The sequence below is a fragment of the Pseudomonas sivasensis genome, from assembly GCF_052938085.1.
The window spans coordinates 2,537,432-2,556,498 of sequence record NZ_CP176442.1; the positions used below are offsets into that span (position 1 = coordinate 2,537,432).

Genomic DNA, 19,067 nt, shown 5'->3' on the forward strand with positions numbered 1-19,067 from the left:
TCGGCAACTGCTACATGCGATCACCTGACATTAGAGCGTGTCGGGGCCTGGCTGACATCAAACCGTCATCTCCCCACCACCTTCCTGCCACATTCCCCCGTTACTGTCCTCGCCAATGAGATCGATCTCAAGCGAGTAAACATGACTGACCTGAAAGACGTTGCGCGGCTGGCTGGCGTATCCCGCGCCACTGCCGCCCGCACCTTTGCCTCTCCCGAGCAGGTGCGCCCGGCGACCCGTGAGCAGGTGTTCGCCGCCGCCCGTGAGTTGGGGTTTCGGCCCAACCTGCTCGGCCGCCAACTGCGCCTGCAAACCACCCAATTGATTGGCGTGGTAGTGCCCAACCTGCTCAACCCGGTGTTCGCCGAGCAGTTCCAGGCCATGGAGCGTGCCGCGCGGTTGCGTGGCTACAGCCTGGTGCTGGCGACCACCGACTACAGCAGCGAGCGCGAGTGCATCGTAGTGGAAGAACTGCTGCGCCAGCGCGTCGATGGCCTGGTGCTGACGGTCACCGATGCCGAAAGCAACAGCGTGCTCAGCAGCCTGAATACCGAACAAACCCCGTTCGTGCTGGCCTATCACCAACCGAGCAACCCCAACTACAGCGCCGTGTCGGTGGACAACCGCGCGGGCATGGCCTTGGCCACGCGCTACTTGCTGGAGGCCGGTCATCGACGCATCAGCATGGTCGCCGGCCCCGCCTTGCAGTCCGACCGCGCACGCCTGCGCTATGCCGGTTACTGCGACGCGATGAAGGAATACGGCCTCAAAAGCCGCGCGGTGATCGAAATGCCCGCGCATACCCAGGCCGAATTCGCTGCCATCCAGCCGTACCTCAACGGCCCCGACGCCCCCAGCGCGCTGGTGTGCTCCAACGATTTCCTGGCTATCAGCCTGATCGCAGAGCTGCGCCGCAATGCCTGGAATGTACCCGGGCAGTTGTCGGTGATGGGCTTTGACGGCATCGCCCTCGGCACCCAGATGCACCCGACCCTGTGCAGCGTGGTGCAGCCCATCGCGCTGCTGGCCAGCACGGTGATTGACCAACTGCTGGCGCAGATCGCCGGGAATGCCCCGGTTTCCCATTGCCTGCCTTGCCATATCCGGCCGGGCGAAAGTACCCAACCCTTTGAGGAGTTCCTTGATGCGCGCATTCAGTAAAACCCTGGCAGCCGTGCTGCTGTGCGGTGTGGCCAGCCTGGCCCAGGCCGCCGAAACGGCTATTTGCTACAACTGCCCGCCGGACTGGGCTGACTGGGGCACCCAGCTCAAGGCCATCGCCGCCGACACGGGTGTGCAGGTGCCGCTGGATAACAAGAACTCCGGCCAGTCCTTGGCGCAACTGGTGGCCGAAAAGGCCGCGCCGGTCGCGGACGTGGTGTATTACGGCGTGACCTTCGGCTTGCAGGCGCAAAAGGCCGGTGTGGTCGATGGCTACAAACCTAAGGGCTGGGAGCAGATCCCCGCCGGGTTGAAAGACCCCGCCGGCCAGTGGTTTGCGATCCACTCCGGCACCTTGGGCATCATGGTCAACGTCGATGCATTGGGTGGCCTGCCGGTGCCGCAAAGCTGGGCCGACCTGCTCAAGCCTGAATACAAAGGCATGGTCGGCTACCTGGACCCGTCCAGTGCCTTCGTCGGTTACGTCTCTGCCGTGGCGATCAACCGCGCAATGGGCGGCGACCTGGACAACTTCGCCCCGGCCATCGACTACTTCCAGAAGCTGGCGAAAAACGCGCCCATCGTGCCCAAGCAGACCGCCTATGCGCGGGTGCTGTCCGGCGAGTTGCCGATCCTGGTGGACTACGATTTCAACGCCTACCGCGCCCGTTACAAAGACAACGCCAACGTCGCCTTCGTGATCCCCAAGGAAGGCAGCATCAGCGTGCCCTATGTGATGAGTCTGGTGGCCAACGCGCCGCACCGCGCCAATGGCAAGAAGGTGCTGGACTTCGTGCTGTCGGACCAAGGCCAGGCACTCTGGGCCAAGGCTTACTTGCGCCCGGTACGCCCGGTGACCATGCCGGCAGACGTCGCCGCGCAGTTCCTGCCCGACAGCGATTACGCCCGCGCCGGTGTGGTGGACTATCAGAAAATGGCCGCTGTGCAGGAAGCCTTCGCCGCCCGTTACCTGAACGAGGTCAAGTAAGTGGCTGCATCGGCAAAACAGGCGGCCTGGGCGCTGGCCCCGGCCTTTGCGGTGCTGTTCGCATTCTGGCTGTTGCCGCTGGCGCACTTGATGGTGCTCGGCGCCGAAAGCCGCGACAGTCTCGGCAGCGGCTATTGGCAGGTGCTCAGTAGCGCGCAGTACCTGGGCAGCCTGGCGCAGACTTGCGTGCTGGCGATCGTGGTGACGTTCACCGCGTTGTTGATCGGTGGCCTCAGCGGCGTATTCCTTGCGCGCCAGCAGTTTTTCGGGCGTTCGGCGTTGGTGGCCTTGCTCACGTTTCCCCTGGCGTTTCCGGGGGTGGTGGTGGGCTTTCTGGTGATCCTGTTGGCTGGGCGCCAGGGGCTGCTGGCGTCCCTGGGCCTGCAAGTGGCCGGTGAGCGCTGGATCTTTGCCTACTCGCTGGCCGGGCTGTTTGTCGGCTACCTGTACTTCTCGATTCCCCGGGTGATCCTCACGGTGATGGCCGCGTGCGAAAGCCTCGACCGCAGCCTGGAAGAAGCCGCGCATTCGCTGGGAGCAGGGCACTGGCGGGTGGTCTGCGACGTGATCGTGCCGGGCCTGGCGCCGGCGTTGGCGTCCTGCGGCGCGATCTGCTTCGCCACGTCCATGGGCGCTTTCGGCACTGCGTTCACTTTGGGCACGCGCCTGAATGTAACGCCGGTGGCGATCTACAACGTGTTCACCAACTACGCCAACTTTGCCGTCGCCGCCGCGTTGTCGGTGGTGCTCGGCGCGGTGACCTGGGCGGTGTTATTGCTCACGCGGCGCCTGGTGAAAAATGCGGGGACTGTCTTGTGAAGCGCTCATCGCTGTTTGTGATTCAACTGCTGTTCACCTTGCTGGTGTGCGCGTTCATGTTGGTGCCGGTGCTGATGTCGTTGCTGGCCGGGTTGACGCGCAATTTCTTCGTCGGCCTGTCCAGCGGCCTGACCTTCGACTGGCTGATCCAGGTCTGGCAGGCCTATTCGCCCACCGTATGGCTGTCGTTGCAATTGGCGCTGGCGTGCGCGGTGTGTGTCTGCGTGATCGGCGTACCGGCGGCCTATGCGCTGGTGTGCATGAACAACCGCTTCAGCCGTGCCTTCGAAGAACTGATGGTGTTGCCGGTGGCGATGCCGGGGTTGGCCAGTGCGCTGGCGTTGCTGCTCACCTACGGCCAGTTCGGCACGTTTCGCAGCAGCTGGTTGTTCATTCTGGTGGGCCATGTGTTGTTCACCTTGCCGTTCCTGGTACGTCCGGTGATGGCGGTGATGCAACGCCAGCAACTGCCGGTGCTGGAAGAGGCGGCGGCCAGTCTGGGCGCCGGGCCGATCAAGCGCTTTTTCAGCGTGGTGGTGCCCAACTGCCGGGCGGGGATTCTCGCTGGCGTGCTGATGGTGGTGACCTTGTCGTTGGGCGAATTCAACCTGACCTGGATGCTCCACACACCAATGACCAAGACATTGCCCGTGGGCCTGGCCGACAGCTACGCCTCGGCGCGCCTGGAAATCGCTAGCGCCTACACCCTTATCTTTTTGCTGATGATCGTGCCGCTGCTGATTGCGTTGCAGGCCATCAGCGCGCGTTTGTCCCGTGGAGAGCGTCGATGACCGCTATCACTATTCGCCTGCAAGGCTGTCGCAAGGCGTTCGCCGACGGCACCGTGGCTGTGCATGATCTGAACCTGACCGTTGAAGGCGGTGAAACCCTGGCGATCCTCGGCCCGTCCGGCTGCGGCAAGACCACCACCTTGCGCCTGATTGCCGGCCTGGAACGCCCTGATGTGGGGCAGGTTTTTTTCGGCACCGACGACGTCACCCGCCTGCCCATCGAGCGCCGCGACGTGGGCATGGTGTTCCAGAACTACGCGCTGTTTCCCAACCTCGATGTGGCCGGCAATATCGTCTACGGCTTGAAGATTCGCGGCATGGCGCCGCTTGCGCGGAACAAGCGCTGCGAGGAATTACTGGAGCTGGTGGGCCTGCAACAGCATGGCAAGCGCAGCATCTACGAATTGTCCGGTGGCCAGCGTCAACGCGTGGCCTTGGCCCGTGCCTTGGCGCCGCGCCCTAAAGTGCTGTTGCTGGACGAACCGCTGGCCGCCCTGGATGCGCAATTGCGCGAGCGCTTGCGCAGCGAGCTGAATGAACTGCTGCGCGGCCTCGGTATCACCTCGGTATTTGTCACCCACGATCAGGGCGAAGCCATGGCCCTGGGCGATCGTATCCTGGTGATGGAGCACGGCCGCGTCGCGCAATTGGCCAGCCCACGGGAGATCTACCAGAAACCGGCCAATGCGTTCGTCGCTGGTTTTGTCGGCAACCTCAATGCCTTTGCCGTTACCTCGCGAACAGCCCATGGCCTGAAAGTCTGCGGCGGCGAGTTGCCGTGGCAGGCCGCCGACGTGCCCAACACGGTGTACTGCCGCCCCGAACACCTGCGGGTGATGGAGAGCGAAGGGCACTTGCACGGCCATCTATTGGCGCAGTTTTTCCAGGGCGCACAAAGCCGCCTGCTGGTGGACGTGGGTGGCCCGCAACCGCTGCTGGTGGACAGCAGCGACAACCACCTGCACGCCGTCGGCGCGCCGATTGCCCTGGCGATTGCGCCGCACATGTTGTTCACCCTGAATGCGTGAGAGTTTGCTTGTGAATCGTCCGTTTCTTGTTGCGCAAATCAGCGACCTGCACCTTAAAGCCGGCCAGCGCCTGACGTACGGGGTGGTCGATACCTTGGGCGCGCTGCGCCGTGCCGTCGACCATTTGAACGCCAGCCAACCCCGGCCCGATATCGTGGTGGTCAGCGGTGACCTGGTGGACTTCGGTCGCGCCGATGAATACGCCGTGCTGCACCCCGAACTCGCGCGCCTGCACATGCCGTGCTACCTGGTGCCCGGCAACCACGACACACGCGGTCCGTTGCTTGAGGCATTCCGTGATCACGCCTATTTGCCGTCGTCGGCAGAGGGGCCGTTGGACTGGGTGGTGGACGAGCATCCACTGCGCTTGATCGGCCTGGACTCGACTATCCCCGGTGGGCATGGCGGCCAGCTACTGGACAGCCAATTGCACTGGTTGGACGAGCAACTGGCACGCCGCCCGGACGCGCCGACGTTGCTGATCCTGCACCACCCGCCGTTTATCAGCGGCATCGGCCATATGGACCGCGAAGCCTTTATCAATGCCGCCGCACTGGAGCGCGTCGTGGCGCGCCACCCGCAAGTGGAACGCCTGCTGTGCGGGCACCTGCACCGGCCGATGCAGCGACGCTTTGGCGGCAGCTTGAGTTGTGTGTGCCCCGGCACCTCCCATCAGATTGTGCTGGACCTGCAAGACGCCGCGCCCGCGCATTTCAACCTGGAACCGGCGGGGTATTTGTTGCATCACTGGGATGCGCAACACGGCTTGATCAGCCACAACGGCGTGTTCGGGGATTACCCGGGGCCGTATCCGTTTTATGACGCTCATGGATTGATTGACTGAGGTTTACGGAGGTTTCACTTCACTCAACTAGCTGACTAAGCAACTGAGTAATCGAGCAACTAGGCAACTGAATAACCGTTAACGCCGCGGCCAACTTCACATTTGGCCGACGGCATCCTGCTGCCCATTTTTTGCGCCCGGAACTTGGATTCCGCGCCGGAGTTCGTCCTGATGAAAGCCACGTTGAATGTATTAAGTGTATTGACCGGCGGCCTGGGCATTGCTCTGAGCCCCTTGGCGTCTGCTGACTTTTTGAGCGACAGCAAAGCCAACTTGAGCATGCGTAACTTCTACTTCAATAACGACAACCGCGACGGCACGGCGGCACCGTCGAAGACCGAAGAGTGGGGCCAGGCCTTTATCCTCAACTACCAGTCGGGCTTCACTGACGGCACCGTCGGTTTTGGCCTGGACGCCATCGGCATGCTCGGCGTGACCCTCGACAGCAGCGCCGCGCGCCATGTCGGCAGCTCGATGATCCCCACCGAAGACGGCAAGGCCACGGATAACTGGGCCCGTGGCGGCGCGACCGCCAAGGCACGCTTTGCCAAGACCGAAGCGCGCTACGGCTACCTGCGCCCGAACCTGCCGATCCTGGTGAGCAACGACGGCCGCCTGTTGCCGCAGTCGTTCGAAGGCGGGCAAGTCACCAGCAAGGACATCGACAACCTGACCCTGGTCGGCGGCCAGCTTGAGCACACCACCGGTCGCGGCTCCAGCGACCGCAGTGGCCTGGCCGCGGCGGGCGGTACCCAGGAAAGCAATAAATTCACCTACGCCGGCGCGGACTACCAACTGACCAAGGACCTGATGGTCCAGTACTACTACGCCAACCTCGAAGACTATTACCAACAACATTTCGCCGGGTTGATCCACGTATTGCCGCTGGGCGAATACGGCTCATTGAAAACCGACCTGCGCTACTTCAAGACCAGCGCCGACGGCAAAAACAGCAGCGTCGCCGGCCGTGCCGAGGGCTACAAGCTGGGCGGCTATACCAAGAACGGCAACGGTGAAATCGACAACAACACCTGGAGCGCCGCGTTCATCTACTCCCTGGGCCCGCACGCGATCACCGCCGGCTACCAGCAAGTCTCGGACGACAGCAACTTCGCCCAACTCAACCAGGGCGGCCTGGTGAACAAAGGCGAGGGTGGTGCCAGCCTGTACCTCTACACCGACCGAACCGTGCAGACCTTCATCCAGGCCGGCGAACGCACTGCCTTTGCCCAGTACGCCTACGACTTCGCGTCGCTGGGTGTACCCGGCCTGAAGGCCTCGGTGATGTACCTGAAGGGCGACCACATTCTTACCGCCAGCGGCAACGACGCCAGCGAGTGGGAGCGGGACATCTCGTTGGATTACGTGGTGCAGAGCGGCACGTTCAAGAACGTCGGGTTCGGCTGGCGTAACGGCGTGTCACGCAGTGAAGTGGCGCGGGACCAGGACCAGAATCGGGTGTTTGTGAGTTATTCGATTCCGTTGATGTAGTACAGCTGAGCGCCTCACCTCTGTAGGCGCGAGTGGGCGCTCAGTGATCGTGCATGCGTTGCGGTGTCATCGCTGATCTGATGAAAACCGCAGCGCAGATAAAATGCTGCGGCTTCGGGTGTATCGGTAGATAAGCGCACATCGTGGAATTTCAGCGTGGCGTAATCCAGCAGTGCTTGAACCAAGGCCTTACCCACGTCTCGCCCTCGCATTTGGGGAGTCACGTATACCCGGCGCAGCCGGCCCACGGTTGAGCCGGCGTAGGGATCACGGGAAACGCCGCCGACTGCAATCAGTTGCTCCTGGTAAAACACGCCCAAAAGGTACTCGCCCGGTTGTTCGAACCGATTGGCGCCTGTTTCCCACTCTGTGATCAGGCGCGTGAGGAACCTGAACCCTTCGGCAATGGCTTGCGCTTCCAGCGTGTGGATCTCGTCTGGGAGTTCTTCCAGTCTACGTATCGAAGGGGCTTCGCTGGAGGGCTTCATAGGGACTCTTTGTGTGGGCACTGAGCGTTCGACCTCATAGCTGATTGCGCCCCAAAGACAACAGCCTTGGGTAATGACATCCCTGTAGGGACCTATCCGAAATAGCGTGGCGGGCACTGTACCTGTGGCGAGGGAGGCGTGCTCAAACCACCCGGTTCCTGCCCGCGGCCTTGGCCTCATACAAACACATGTCCGCGCGTTTGAGCAGTGCCAGGGAGTCACGGTCCGAAGGCTCGGCCACGCCCACGCCGATGCTCACGGTCAGACGGCCTACGGTTGGAAACACTGCCGCCTCGACGGCCGCGCGGATTTTTTCGGCGACCACGTCGGGGCTGTCCGGCGCTTCGACTTCCGGCAGCAGCACGGCGAATTCTTCCCCGCCATAACGCGCCACAAAGTCAGTGGCGCGCGTCGTACTTTCTATCAGCGCGGCGAGTTGGCACAGCACATCATCGCCAATGGCGTGGCCGTAGGTGTCGTTGACGCGCTTGAAGTAATCGGCATCGATCAGTAGCAGGGCGAAGGTGCGGCCGGTACGCTGGAACAGCAGGCTGTTCTCGGCGAGTTTTTCATCGAAGCGGCGACGGTTGAACACGCCGGTGAGGGCATCGTGGGTGGCCAGCTTGAGCAACTCGGCGTTGGCCTGGGTGAGGTCGGCGGTGCGTTGGGCGACAGTGGCTTCCAGGGAGGCGTTGGCTTCCTGCAGCTGGCGTTCCTTGGCCAGCAGCGCTTGGGTCATGCCGGTAAGCGAGCGGCCCAGTTGGGCGATTTCCAGCACTGAGTGCTCCTGTGGAAACACGGCGCCGGGCTGGTGCTCCTGGACTTGCTTGGCGGATTTGGCCAGTTGTTCGATAGGGCGACTGAGGGAGGAGGCCAGGTAATACGCCGCGACCATAAACGCCACGGCGGCGAGTACACCGAGTATCAGCAATTTGTAGAGCAGCGTGCGCGCCGGTTGCAGGGCCACATCCAACGGCTGGCGCACCATGATGTACCAAGTCATTTTTGCGTTGGAGGGGCTGGGCACCGCGACCGAAGCGGTCACAAAGCCGTCCGCCGTGGACCAGCCGGAAGGCGTGACCAGCTTGTCTTTAGGCATCTGCTCGCCGGCCAGCAGTTCGGGATAAAGCACCTTGCCGTCGAAGTCGACAATCAGCGCCTCGATATCAGGGATGGCGTCCTTCTGCATCACTGCCGAATCGACGATTTGCGTCACCCAGCGCCAGTGCGCATGGGCCCCCAGCACGCCGATGGTCTCGCCCTTGGCGTTACGGATAGGCTCGGCGAAATCAATAAAACGCAACAGCTCGCCGTTGGCCGCCCCTGGCAGCAACTTGGCCAGCAGCACCGCCTCATGGGGATCGCCGGTGTACTCGCCAAGCAGACCGGCCTGGAACCATGGGCGCTGGCTGACAGATTGATTCACCAGCAGCCCATTCACCGCCTGGCGCACACGGCCGTCTGCATCGGCGACGCCCATCCACGCGTACTCGGCGCGAGACTGGGTACGCAGCTCCATCAGCGTGAGGATGTCCGGCTCGTTCAAGTCACCCTTGCGAAACAGCGGCGCTTTGCTGAGCAGGGTCACTTCCAGCTGACGCTCGCGCAGTTGCACGGCCAACAGCGCAGCCGTGGAGCGCGCTGTGCTCAACAAAGCAACGCCGCTGGCCTGCTTCATCTGCCCAGTTGCGATGTGCCCTACATAAAAGCCCACGCTCAGCAAGGTGAGCAGGGATAAACCGGCAAACCATAAGGTCAGGTGACTGCGCAGGCTGGCTTTGATCATGGGTGCTCATTTGAATGTATTGTTTGCGAGCATAGTACCCGCAATGAATGAGTGCCGTGTCGGCTAAAGGCAAGCTTCAACATGAGCGAAACTTGTGCTGATCTAAAATAGAATGAGTTTGTCTCACCATGATCAATTCCCGACAATGACTGCCATACATAACGACATTGGAGTTGTAAGTCATGGCTGTCGCTCATTCCCTGGGATTTCCGCGCATTGGACGCGATCGTGAACTGAAAAAAGCGCAGGAAGCGTTCTGGAAGGGTGAGCTCGACGAGGACGGCCTGCGCGCCGTTGGCCGTGACCTGCGCAAGACCCATTGGGCGTTGCAGAAGCAGGCCGGTATTGAGTTGCTGCCCGCTGGCGATTTCGCCTGGTACGACCAGGTGCTGACTCACTCGCTGATGTTCGGCGTGATCCCTGAGCGCTTTCGCCCGGCGGATGGCAAGGCCACCCTGCAAACCCTGTTCGGTATGGCGCGGGGTGTCAGCGACAACTGCTGCGGCGGTGCCCACGCCCAGGAAATGACCAAGTGGTTCGATACCAACTACCACTACTTGGTGCCTGAATTCAGCGTCGACCAGCACTTCCATCTGGGCTGGGATCAACTCTTCGAAGAAGTGCAGGAAGCTCTCGAACTGGGCCACACCGTCAAGCCGGTGGTGATTGGCCCGTTGACGTACCTGTGGCTGGGCAAGGCCAAGGGCGGCGACTTCGACAAGCTTGATCTGCTGGAGCGCCTGCTGCCGTTGTATGGCCAGATCTTCCAACGCCTGGCGGACCTGGGCGTGGAATGGGTACAGATCGACGAGCCGATCCTGGTGCTCGACCTGCCACAAGAGTGGAAAAACGCTTTCGAACGCGCCTATAACCTGATCCAGCGCGACCCACTGAAAAAGTTGGTGGCGACCTACTTCGGTGGTCTGGAAGAGAACCTCGGCCTGGCCGCGAACCTGCCAGTGGATGGCCTGCACATCGACCTGATACGGGCGCCGGAACAGTACCCGACCATCCTCGACCGTCTGCCGGCGTACAAGGTGCTGTCCCTGGGGGTAGTGAACGGACGCAACGTCTGGCGCTGCGACCTGGAAAACGCCCTGGCGACCTTGCAGCATGCTCATGAAAAACTCGGTGATCGCCTTTGGGTGGCGCCGTCCTGCTCGCTGCTGCACAGCCCGGTGGACCTGGGCCGTGAAGACAAGCTGGATGCCGAGTTGAAAAGCTGGCTGGCCTTCGCTGTGCAGAAGTGCGCCGAAGTGGCGGTGCTGGCCCAGGCGGTCAACCAACCTGAAGCGCCCAACGTGCTTGCTGCTCTGACGCACAGCCGCACCGTGCAGGCCGCACGCGCCGCTTCGCCAAGAATCCACAAACCGGCCGTCCAGGCACGTGTTGCCGCTATTACTGCCAAGGACAGCCAGCGCCACTCGCTGTTTGCCCAGCGTATCGAGCAACAGCGCGCTGGCCTCAAACTGCCGTTGTTCCCGACCACCACCATCGGTTCGTTCCCGCAAACAGCCTCGATTCGCCTGGCGCGCCAGTCATACAAGGCTGGCAAGTTGAGCGAGGCCGAATACGTCGAAGCGATGCACAGCGAAATCAGGCACGCCGTCGAAGTGCAGGAAAACCTCGGCCTGGATGTGCTGGTGCATGGTGAAGCTGAACGTAACGACATGGTCGAGTACTTCGCCGAGCAACTGGATGGCTACGTGTTCACGCGCTTCGGCTGGGTCCAGAGCTACGGTTCGCGTTGCGTGAAACCAGCCGTAATTTTCGGCGACCTGAGCCGTCCGAAGGCGATGACCGTGGAGTGGATCCGCTATGCCCAAGGCCTGACCCACAAGGTCATGAAAGGCATGCTGACCGGTCCGGTGACCATGCTGATGTGGTCGTTCCCCCGCGAAGACGTGAGCCGTGAAGTGCAGGCCCGCCAACTGGCCCTGGCGATTCGTGATGAAGTGCTGGATTTGGAAACCGCTGGCATCAAGATCGTGCAGATCGACGAAGCCGCGTTTCGCGAAGGCCTGCCGTTGCGCCAGGCACAGTGGCAGCACTACCTGGATTGGGCCACCGAAGTGTTCCGCCTGTGCGCCTCTGGCGTGCGTGACGACACCCAGATCCATACCCACATGTGCTACAGCGAGTTCAACGATGTGATCGAGTCCATCGCAGCGATGGATGCCGATGTGATCACCATCGAAACCTCACGTTCGGACATGGAGTTACTGGACGCGTTTGAAGCCTTCGCCTACCCGAATGACATCGGCCCGGGAGTCTACGACATCCACTCGCCACGGGTGCCCGATGCATCGGAAATGGCTAACCTGCTGCGCAAGGCAGCCAAGCGGATCCCGGCCGAGCGGTTGTGGGTGAACCCGGATTGCGGCTTGAAGACGCGCGGCTGGCCGGAGACTGAGGCGGCGCTGATTCATATGGTCACTGCGGCGCGTCAACTGCGAGCGGAATTGGCGTAGCGCGGTTAAAAATGTGGGGCGAGGTTTGCTTTCGATGGCGGTTTGTTGGTGTGCATATCCGTTTCTGCGGTCACGGCGGGTATTGGTTCCGCCCTTACGGCGGGTCACTTTGGAAAAGCCCCAAAGTAACCAAAGGGCTCTTGCCCCAACACTCGGCACCTCGCCTAGGCTCGGTGTGCCCTCACTCCGGCTTGAATCCGTGGGCCGCCGCGATGGGCCATCCATGGCCCAGCGCGGCTAACCCGGCGTCCTGCCGGGTTACCCACGGATTCAAGCCTGCGTTCGGCCAGCGTGTTTGACGGGGCGCCTGAGATCAAGATCAAAAGCGCAGATCAAAAGACCGCTGACTTCGTCAGCGAAAAGGATGTAAGGGCCAAATCAAAAGCAGATCTAAAGCAGATCTAAAGCAGAGCAAAAGCAGAGCAAAAGCAGAGCAAAAGCAGGACAGCAGGCTAGGACCTATCTGTCTGATCTATGGAGATCAAACTGTGGGAGGGGGCTTGCTCCCGATAGCAGTGGGTCAGTCACAGCTGCATCAACTGACACACCCTCATCGGGAGCAAGCCCCCTCCCACAGTTGGACGGAGTTCGGCTTAAGAATCCGGTCGCCGTAAGGGCGAAACCGTAAGCCGCCGTTATCGCAGCAACGGATATGTACTCAGCCAGCATCCTGACTCGGAGATATCGAAGTCAGGGCCTGTAGCATCGCCACACTGCCCCTCCCACAATTGAATCTACGCTCAGAGGTATTTGAGCCACGCCAGATCCCGTCGACGCGCTTTCAGGCCGGCAAACCAGCGCACTGGCACGTAAAGCACCAGCGGCAGCAACAGAACCGCCAGCCATACGGCACCGATGCTGTCGAACCCGAAGTAGTTGCCATGGTTGAGGCCGAACGCCGCCACACACGCTACATACAGCACCTTCAGCACATACAGGTGCAGCAGGTAAAAGAACATCGGCGCTGCACCAAACACGGCCAATACTCCGATCCAACGTTTATGCCCCGCGCGCTCAATCGCCAACAGCAGCAACAGTCCAATCCCCAAGGTCAACGCAAGGAACAACAACGAAGGCGGGTACTTGGTCACGTTGAAAAAGCTCATCACCGTTTGCACGCCGCTCTCGTACGTCTGCCAAGGCTTCTCGCCGTAGCCGTTGACCGCACGCAACATCACAAACCCCATCAACGAACCCGCACCGGCCAGCAACAGATGGCGCTGGCGCGCTGCAGGCACGGTGGCATTGGCGAACCACGGACCGATGCTGTAGCCCAGTGCAATCACACCGATCCACGGCAACACCGGATAGGTAGTGCGCAAGCGCAGGTCGGCGGACACGTCGATCCAACTGCGTTCATGCAGGATTGCCCACAGATTCTGCAGCGCCGAACCTGGAGCAAAGTGCACGCCATCCAGCAGGTTGTGCCCGCCGATGATCACCAGCGCCACGATGATCAGCAGCGGGCGCGGCAGCCACACGAGGGCGGCGAGGGCGATCATGCTGATGCCAATCGCCCAGATTACTTGCATGTAGATCACGCTCGGTGGGAGCTGGAAGGTCCAGGCAAAGTTGACCAGGGTGAATTCCAGCACCACCAGGAACAACCCGCGCTTGAACAGGAACGCCGACACATCGCGGCGGCCTTGGTATTTCTGGCCGTACAAAAACGCGGATAACCCCGTGAGCAAAACAAACACCGGCGCGCACAGGTGGGCGAGGGTGCGGCTGATAAACAGCGCAGGTTCGGTGTTGTCGATGCTCATCGGGTCGCCGACCTGACGGTGCAGAAGGAAGGTTTCGCGAACGTGGTCGAGCAGCATGAACAGGATCACCAGGCCGCGCAGGGCGTCGATGGAGAGCAGGCGTTGACGGAGGGGAACAGCATCGGTCATGGGTGTGGTCGCAGGGCTGGGTGGAAAGTGGATGTTATCCTATAACATTAAATTGCACATTGCTGAGGTCCGTCGCCCAGACTAGAATGCGATCAATTCTTAATTACTCCGTGGCCTTGATGCCGGTGACTCGCATGTCGTCCCCCCTCAACCTGCCTATTCAGGCGCTGTACTGCGAACACCACGGATGGTTGTACCGCTGGCTCGACCGCAAACTGGGCAATGCCAGTGATGCGGCCGACCTGGCTCACGACACCTTCGTGCGGTTGCTGAGTCGCCAGAGCTGCGCCGGTTTTGGCAGCGAGCCACGGGCGTTGCTCACTCATATTGCCAAGGGCCTGATGATCGACAGTTGGCGTCGTCAGGAGGTCGAACGCGCCTACCTGGAAACCATCGCCCACTTGCCCGAGCAGCAAGTGCCATCGCCGGAAACCCGCTGGCTGATTCTCGAAGCGCTGTACCGTATCGAAGCCATGCTGCGCGACTTGCCCGAGAAAACCCGCCAGGCGTTCCTGATGTCGCAGCTCGATGGCCTGACGTACCAGCAGATTGCCGATGAGTTGAAGGTGTCGCTGGTGTCGGTCAAACGCTATATGCGCGATGCTTTCCTCGCCTGCCTGAGCGTGGCATGAACCCGTCGATTGACCCGCTGATCCTGGGCGAAGCCGCCGACTGGATGGTGCAGTTGCAGTCCGGCAGCGCGACCGACGAAGACCACCGCGCCATCGCCCAATGGCAAGGCCGCAGCGCCCAGCACGCGCAGGCCTGGCAGCGTGCGCAGGCGATTCTGGGGGACTTCAACAGCGTGCCGAGTGCGATTGCCGGCGATACCCTCAAGCGTATCGGCCGCAAAAAATCCCTTGGCCGGCGCCAGGCATTGGGGTTGTTGCTGCTGGCAGGTCCGGCGACGTGGCTGGCCTTGCAGCAAAAGCCCTGGCAGTCGTGGGCGGCCGACCAGCGCACCGCCATCGGCGAGCAACGCAATTTGACCTTGCCTGACGGTACGCGCCTGCTGATCAACACCGCCAGCTCGTTGAATATCGGCTTCACCGATCAGGTACGGCGCATTGAACTGCTGCAAGGCGAAGTGATGATCACCACCGCCAAGGACCCTGCGCCAAGCCATCGTCCGTTTATCGTACAAACCCGCCACGGCACCGCCCGTGCGCTGGGCACGCACTTCAGCGTGCGTGTCGGTGAGCACAGCAGCCGCGTGGCCGTGATCGAAGGCGCGGTGGAGATGCTGCCTACCCACGCCGAGCGTGGGTTGATCCTCAAGGCCGGTGAGCAGAGCGCATTTGGCAACGACAGCGTGGCGGCGGTTGGGCCGCTGGATGTCAGCGCCATGACCTGGGAGAACGGCATGCTGCTGGCCCAGCATATGCGCCTGGCGGATTTGCTCGACGAACTGGGGCGCTACCGTGCCGGCGTGTTGCGTTGCCACTCAGGTGTGGCGGGGTTGACCGTTTCCGGGGCATTCCCCTTGCGTGATACCGATGCCAGCCTGCGCCTGTTGCAGGAAACCCTGCCGGTGACCGTCAGCCGCTTGACCGGCTACTGGGTCACCGTCGAGCCGCGTTGAAATTTCTTTCAGATTCGCTGATACCTTTTTCGTTGTCGTCCGGTGTAGGGGAGAACCCTCAACGTTGCACCGCGCCGACAGGAACGCCCATGAACGCCAGACTGCACCTCGTTTGCCCCCGTCCCCTCAAGACGCTGAGCCTGGCTGTTGCGCTTGCCACTCTCGCACCGCTGCACAGCGCCATGGCAGCAGAGACAGTCGCGGGCGCCGCGCGCAGCTATGCCCTCGCGCCGGGGCCCTTGGGCAATGTGTTGGCGCAGTTCGCGGCGTTATCCGGTGTGCCGCTGTCGTTTGATTCCGCGCTGCTCAATGACCAACAGAGTCCGGGCCTGCAAGGCAGCTACACTGCGCAATCGGGTTTCATGCAACTGCTCCAGGGCAGCGGCTACACCGTGCAAAGCACCGGCAGCGGCGGCTACACCGTGGTCCCCGAGGCCACTGGCGACGTGCTGCAACTGGGCGCCACCACCATCAGCGCCGAAACGAGTGGGGCAGAGGTGGACACCTATGGCGGTGGCCAGGTAGCGCGTTCGGCGCGCCTGGGGGTGTTGGGCAATCGCTCGATCAATGACGTGCCGTTCAGCGTGGTCAGCTACACCTCCAAAACCATCGCCGACCAACAGGCGCGCACCGTGGGCGACGTGTTGCTCAACGACGCGTCGGTGCGCCAGTCCTCTGGGTTCGGTAACTTCTCCCAAGTGTTTACCATCCGCGGCCTGCCACTGAACACCGATGACATTGCCTTCAACGGCCTCTATGGCGTGCTGCCCCGGCAGATCGTCACCACCGAGGCCCTTGAGCGTGTGGAGTTGTTCAAAGGCCCCAACGCCTTCGTCAACGGCGTATCGCCGGCGGGCAGCGGGATTGGCGGCAGCGTCAACCTGGTGCCCAAGCGCGCCGAAGACACCGCGACCCGCAGCATCAGCCTCGACACCACCACCGACGGCCAGGCCGGTGGGCACCTCGACCTGGGCCAGCGCTTTGGCGAAGACAACCGTTTCGGTGCGCGGGTCAACCTGGCCAAACACGGCGGTGACACGGCCATTGAGGATGAATTCAAAAGCTCACAACTGATCGCCATCGCCCTGGATTACCGTGGCGAGCGCCTGCGCATGTCCACCGATTTCGGCTACCAGAAAGAGCGTATCAACAGCGGCCGCTCGGTGGTTTACCCCACAGGTACCCAAGTGCCGAAGGCGCCATCGGCGAAACACAACTACGCCCAGGACTGGAGCTGGTCGGAGTTGGAAGACACCTACGGCATGTTCAATGCCGAGTACGACCTCAATGACAACTGGACGGCGTACGTGGGCGGCGGCGCCAAGCACACGCGGGAGAATGGTCAGTATTCGTCGTTGTATGTGGGCAACAACGGTGCCGGGCAAGTGGGCTTTTTGTATTCGCCCCATGATGAGGACAACAAGAGTGCCATGGCCGGTTTGAACGGGCACTTCAGCACTGGGCCGGTGACCCATCAGATGAACGTCGGTCTGTCGGGAGTCTGGGGCGAACAGCGTTCGGCGTTTGAAGCGATCCTGCGGGGCAATCGCAAGCCCGGCGATCTGTACAACCCGACCCAGATAGCGCGCCCGACCGTCACCTATTTCGGCAGCGATGTGCACGACCCACGCATCGTTGGCAAAAACCGCATCAAGAGTGCTGCGGTGTCCGACACCTTGGGCTTTATCGACGATCGCGTATTGCTGACGTTGGGCGTGCGCCGCCAGACCATCGAAGTGGACGCCTGGAACACCACCACCGGCGTGCGCAGTGCCAACTATGCCGAGTCGATCACCACGCCGGTTTATGGCCTGGTGGTCAAGCCTTGGGAGCATGTGGCGTTCTACGCCAACCGAATCGAAGGCTTGGCCCAAGGTCCGACGGCGCCGCTGACCAACGTGACCAACCCCGGCGAAGTCTTTGCGCCCAACCGCAGCAAACAGACCGAAGCCGGGGTCAAGTTCGATTGGGACAGCTATGGCGCTACCCTCGGCGTCTACCGCATCGAACAGCCGAACAGTGCGACCAACACCAACGCCAATGGCACCAATACCTTCAGCGTCGACGGTCAGCAGATCAACAAAGGTGTGGAGCTCAACGTCTTCGGCGAACCCCTCGACGGCCTGCGCGTGCTGGCCGGTGCAACCTGGATGAACACCGAGTTGAAGAACACCGCCAACGGCCTCACCGACGGCAACCGCGCCGCCGGTGTGCCGCGTTTTCAGTTCAACGTGGGCGCCGACTGGGACATTCCGGGCATCCAGGGCGCTGCGGTTAACGCACGGCTGCTGCGCACCGGCGGCGAGTACGTCAACGCTGACAACACACTCAGCATTCCGGCCTGGACCCGTGTTGACCTCGGTGCGCGTTATGGCTTCAAGGCCGACGACAAGTTCATCACCTTGCGCGCCAACGTCGAGAATGTCGCGAACAAGGCGTACTGGGCGTCGGCGTCGACCGCCAATAACTACCTGACCCAGGGCGAGCCACGCACGGTGAAGCTATCGGCAACGGTGGACTTCTAAAGGGTAAACACGGTCCACTGTCGAACGTGTTGGGGGGGGGGCGCCAGACGCCCACCCCAAGCCGATCTATAAAGGACGTGTAGGCACCCACCGGTAGCCCTACACGGGCGAGGTCGATATTCAGGCGTTTTAAGCAGTATTCCCGCCAGGAATGCCCCCATAAAAACCCTGCATTGTCTTTATCCGCGCACATCTCGTAGCGTGAGGGCTCATTCAAGGAGATTGCCCATGAGCCAGAGCCCGTTGCGCCTTTACGTTGATTCGCTGTTCACCAGCCCCTACGCGATGTCGGTGTTCGTCACCCTGCGGGAAAAGGGCCTGGCCTTCGAACTGGTTACCCTGGACCTGGATGCCGCGCAAAACCAGACCGCCGATTTCGCCCGGCTGTCTGTGACCCAACGGGTGCCAACCCTGGTGGAAGGTGACTTTGCGTTGTCGGAATCTTCGGCGATCACCGAGTATCTGGAAGAGGCCTACCCTGGGACAGCGGTGTACCCCGCCGATCCAAAGCAGCGGGCGAGGGCGCGGCAGGTGCAGGCGTGGTTGCGCAGTGATTTGCTGCCAATTCGTCAGGAGCGTTCCACGCTGGTGGTGTTCTACGGTCAGCAGATGCCGCCGTTGTCACCCGTGGCCGAAGCGGCCGCCAAGCGGTTGATCACTGGGGCGCAGGCGTTGTTGGCGGGTAACCCGACGAACCTGTTCGGTGAGTGGTCGATTGCTGATGTGGATCTGGCGATCATGCTCAACCGCCTGATCCTCAACGGCGACCGCGTACCGGCTGAGTTGGTGGCGTATGCCCAGCGTCAGTGGCAGCGGCCGTCGGTGCAGGAATGGGTCAATCAGCAACGTCCTGCGCTGTAGCGTTTGCGGTGATGTGTTCCACACGCCGATCCAGGTCTTCCCAATCGGCCATGCCCAGCACCCGCGTGGTGTTCAAGCCGCGCAGGTAACCGCGCAGTTGTTGGGCGCTGGCACAGACTTGGTCGGCGTCGGCGTTGATGTCCTGCAGCACGGTTTCATAGTCGACCAGGTAATCGGCGACCCGCTCGCGAAATTCCGGCAAGACGGCTTCACGGATGCGGTCGAAGGTTTTCTGGTGGGGCTTCATGGCGGCTCCTTATCGGTTTTATCGCAACACTATCGCTTCAGATAATAGTCACCATCACGCAACGCAAGTTCTGTTTTCGCACGGAAAGCG

At 61.7% G+C, this 19,067-nt stretch carries 16 protein-coding genes; 12 read left to right on the forward strand and 4 right to left on the reverse strand.

Annotation, left to right across the window (positions count from 1 at the left end):
• The first annotated feature begins 141 nt into the window (after window positions 1–141).
• The 7 genes from ACKZ62_RS11820 to ACKZ62_RS11850 all read left to right on the forward strand — a co-directional run bounded on the left by ACKZ62_RS11820 (window position 142) and on the right by ACKZ62_RS11850 (window position 7,122).
• Window positions 142–1,161 (forward strand): LacI family DNA-binding transcriptional regulator, encoded by a 1,020-nt coding sequence (locus ACKZ62_RS11820; RefSeq protein ID WP_179178815.1) that lies wholly within the window; start codon window positions 142–144, stop codon window positions 1,159–1,161.
• Window positions 1,145–2,149, forward strand: coding sequence for an ABC transporter substrate-binding protein (locus tag ACKZ62_RS11825; RefSeq protein WP_447096704.1), 1,005 nt, complete (start codon window positions 1,145–1,147; stop codon window positions 2,147–2,149). Before ACKZ62_RS11820 ends, ACKZ62_RS11825 begins: the two co-directional genes overlap by 17 nt.
• Entirely contained in the window at window positions 2,150–2,968 is an 819-nt protein-coding gene (locus ACKZ62_RS11830) for an ABC transporter permease (RefSeq protein WP_447096705.1), read from the forward strand.
• Window positions 2,965–3,759 carry an ABC transporter permease gene (locus ACKZ62_RS11835; RefSeq protein WP_032889505.1) on the forward strand — a complete coding sequence of 265 codons (795 nt, stop codon included), beginning with the start codon at window positions 2,965–2,967 and terminating at the stop codon, window positions 3,757–3,759. The genes ACKZ62_RS11830 and ACKZ62_RS11835 overlap by 4 nt, the downstream gene beginning before the upstream one ends.
• Window positions 3,756–4,787, forward strand: coding sequence for an ABC transporter ATP-binding protein (locus ACKZ62_RS11840; protein WP_447096706.1), 1,032 nt, complete (start codon window positions 3,756–3,758; stop codon window positions 4,785–4,787). Before ACKZ62_RS11835 ends, ACKZ62_RS11840 begins: the two co-directional genes overlap by 4 nt.
• 10 nt (window positions 4,788–4,797) lie before the next feature.
• Entirely contained in the window at window positions 4,798–5,631 is an 834-nt protein-coding gene (locus ACKZ62_RS11845) for a phosphodiesterase (RefSeq protein WP_447096707.1), read from the forward strand.
• Window positions 5,632–5,802: 171 nt separating this feature from the next.
• Window positions 5,803–7,122 (forward strand): OprD family porin, encoded by a 1,320-nt coding sequence (locus ACKZ62_RS11850; protein WP_447096708.1) that lies wholly within the window; start codon window positions 5,803–5,805, stop codon window positions 7,120–7,122.
• 14 nt (window positions 7,123–7,136) lie between these two features.
• Here the strand turns inward: ACKZ62_RS11850 and ACKZ62_RS11855 are convergent, their stop codons facing one another.
• Together ACKZ62_RS11855 and ACKZ62_RS11860 are read right to left on the reverse strand one after the other, a co-directional pair.
• Entirely contained in the window at window positions 7,137–7,610 is a 474-nt protein-coding gene (locus ACKZ62_RS11855) for a GNAT family N-acetyltransferase (RefSeq protein WP_099602707.1), read from the reverse strand.
• Window positions 7,611–7,752: 142 nt separating this feature from the next.
• Complete coding sequence (locus ACKZ62_RS11860; protein WP_122681248.1) at window positions 7,753–9,396, reverse strand: sensor domain-containing diguanylate cyclase; 1,644 nt, start codon at window positions 9,394–9,396, stop codon at window positions 7,753–7,755.
• Window positions 9,397–9,578: 182 nt separating this feature from the next.
• Between ACKZ62_RS11860 and metE the strand changes: the two genes are divergently transcribed.
• A complete protein-coding gene (gene metE, locus ACKZ62_RS11865; protein WP_447096709.1) occupies window positions 9,579–11,867 on the forward strand; it encodes a 5-methyltetrahydropteroyltriglutamate--homocysteine S-methyltransferase in 2,289 nt (762 codons plus the stop codon).
• 740 nt (window positions 11,868–12,607) lie between these two features.
• On the opposite strand, the gene ACKZ62_RS11870 is transcribed toward metE, so the two are convergent.
• Window positions 12,608–13,762: an acetyltransferase domain-containing protein gene (locus ACKZ62_RS11870; RefSeq protein WP_447096710.1), complete on the reverse strand. Its 1,155-nt coding sequence runs from the start codon at window positions 13,760–13,762 to the stop codon at window positions 12,608–12,610.
• A 134-nt stretch (window positions 13,763–13,896) separates the two neighbouring features.
• Here ACKZ62_RS11870 and ACKZ62_RS11875 point away from each other — a divergent pair, with 134 nt between their 5' ends.
• The 4 genes from ACKZ62_RS11875 (at window position 13,897) to yfcF (ending at window position 18,730) form a co-directional block, all read left to right on the forward strand.
• The gene (locus tag ACKZ62_RS11875; protein ID WP_095184486.1) at window positions 13,897–14,394 is read left to right on the forward strand and encodes a sigma-70 family RNA polymerase sigma factor; all 498 of its coding nucleotides are present in this window, start codon (window positions 13,897–13,899) and stop codon (window positions 14,392–14,394) included.
• On the forward strand, window positions 14,391–15,344 hold the full coding sequence (locus ACKZ62_RS11880; RefSeq protein WP_447096711.1) for a FecR domain-containing protein: 954 nt from the start codon (window positions 14,391–14,393) through the stop codon (window positions 15,342–15,344). The genes ACKZ62_RS11875 and ACKZ62_RS11880 overlap by 4 nt, the downstream gene beginning before the upstream one ends.
• An 89-nt stretch (window positions 15,345–15,433) precedes the next feature.
• Window positions 15,434–17,869: a TonB-dependent siderophore receptor gene (locus ACKZ62_RS11885; RefSeq protein WP_447096712.1), complete on the forward strand. Its 2,436-nt coding sequence runs from the start codon at window positions 15,434–15,436 to the stop codon at window positions 17,867–17,869.
• 228 nt (window positions 17,870–18,097) lie between these two features.
• Window positions 18,098–18,730 (forward strand): glutathione transferase, encoded by a 633-nt coding sequence (gene yfcF / locus ACKZ62_RS11890; protein ID WP_099602229.1) that lies wholly within the window; start codon window positions 18,098–18,100, stop codon window positions 18,728–18,730.
• Here yfcF and ACKZ62_RS11895 read toward each other — a convergent pair.
• On the reverse strand, window positions 18,705–18,977 hold the full coding sequence (locus ACKZ62_RS11895; RefSeq protein ID WP_032889487.1) for a hypothetical protein: 273 nt from the start codon (window positions 18,975–18,977) through the stop codon (window positions 18,705–18,707). The two genes, yfcF and ACKZ62_RS11895, sit on opposite strands and share 26 nt — an antisense overlap.
• Window positions 18,978–19,067 lie beyond the last annotated feature (90 nt).

Bases quoted from the DNA above. Each gene is read 5' to 3' on its own strand.
- ACKZ62_RS11820 (WP_179178815.1), top strand. From the start codon at position 142: ATGACTGACCTGAAAGACGTTGCGCGGCTGGCTGGCGTATCCCGCGCC.
- ACKZ62_RS11825 (WP_447096704.1), top strand. From the start codon at position 1,145: ATGCGCGCATTCAGTAAAACCCTGGCAGCCGTGCTGCTGTGCGGTGTG.
- ACKZ62_RS11840 (WP_447096706.1), top strand. From the start codon at position 3,756: ATGACCGCTATCACTATTCGCCTGCAAGGCTGTCGCAAGGCGTTCGCC.
- ACKZ62_RS11850 (WP_447096708.1), top strand. From the start codon at position 5,803: ATGAAAGCCACGTTGAATGTATTAAGTGTATTGACCGGCGGCCTGGGC.
- ACKZ62_RS11855 (WP_099602707.1), bottom strand. From the start codon at position 7,610: ATGAAGCCCTCCAGCGAAGCCCCTTCGATACGTAGACTGGAAGAACTC.
- ACKZ62_RS11860 (WP_122681248.1), bottom strand. From the start codon at position 9,396: ATGATCAAAGCCAGCCTGCGCAGTCACCTGACCTTATGGTTTGCCGGT.
- metE (WP_447096709.1), top strand. From the start codon at position 9,579: ATGGCTGTCGCTCATTCCCTGGGATTTCCGCGCATTGGACGCGATCGT.
- ACKZ62_RS11870 (WP_447096710.1), bottom strand. From the start codon at position 13,762: ATGACCGATGCTGTTCCCCTCCGTCAACGCCTGCTCTCCATCGACGCC.
- ACKZ62_RS11875 (WP_095184486.1), top strand. From the start codon at position 13,897: ATGTCGTCCCCCCTCAACCTGCCTATTCAGGCGCTGTACTGCGAACAC.
- ACKZ62_RS11880 (WP_447096711.1), top strand. From the start codon at position 14,391: ATGAACCCGTCGATTGACCCGCTGATCCTGGGCGAAGCCGCCGACTGG.
- ACKZ62_RS11885 (WP_447096712.1), top strand. From the start codon at position 15,434: ATGAACGCCAGACTGCACCTCGTTTGCCCCCGTCCCCTCAAGACGCTG.
- yfcF (WP_099602229.1), top strand. From the start codon at position 18,098: ATGAGCCAGAGCCCGTTGCGCCTTTACGTTGATTCGCTGTTCACCAGC.
- ACKZ62_RS11895 (WP_032889487.1), bottom strand. From the start codon at position 18,977: ATGAAGCCCCACCAGAAAACCTTCGACCGCATCCGTGAAGCCGTCTTG.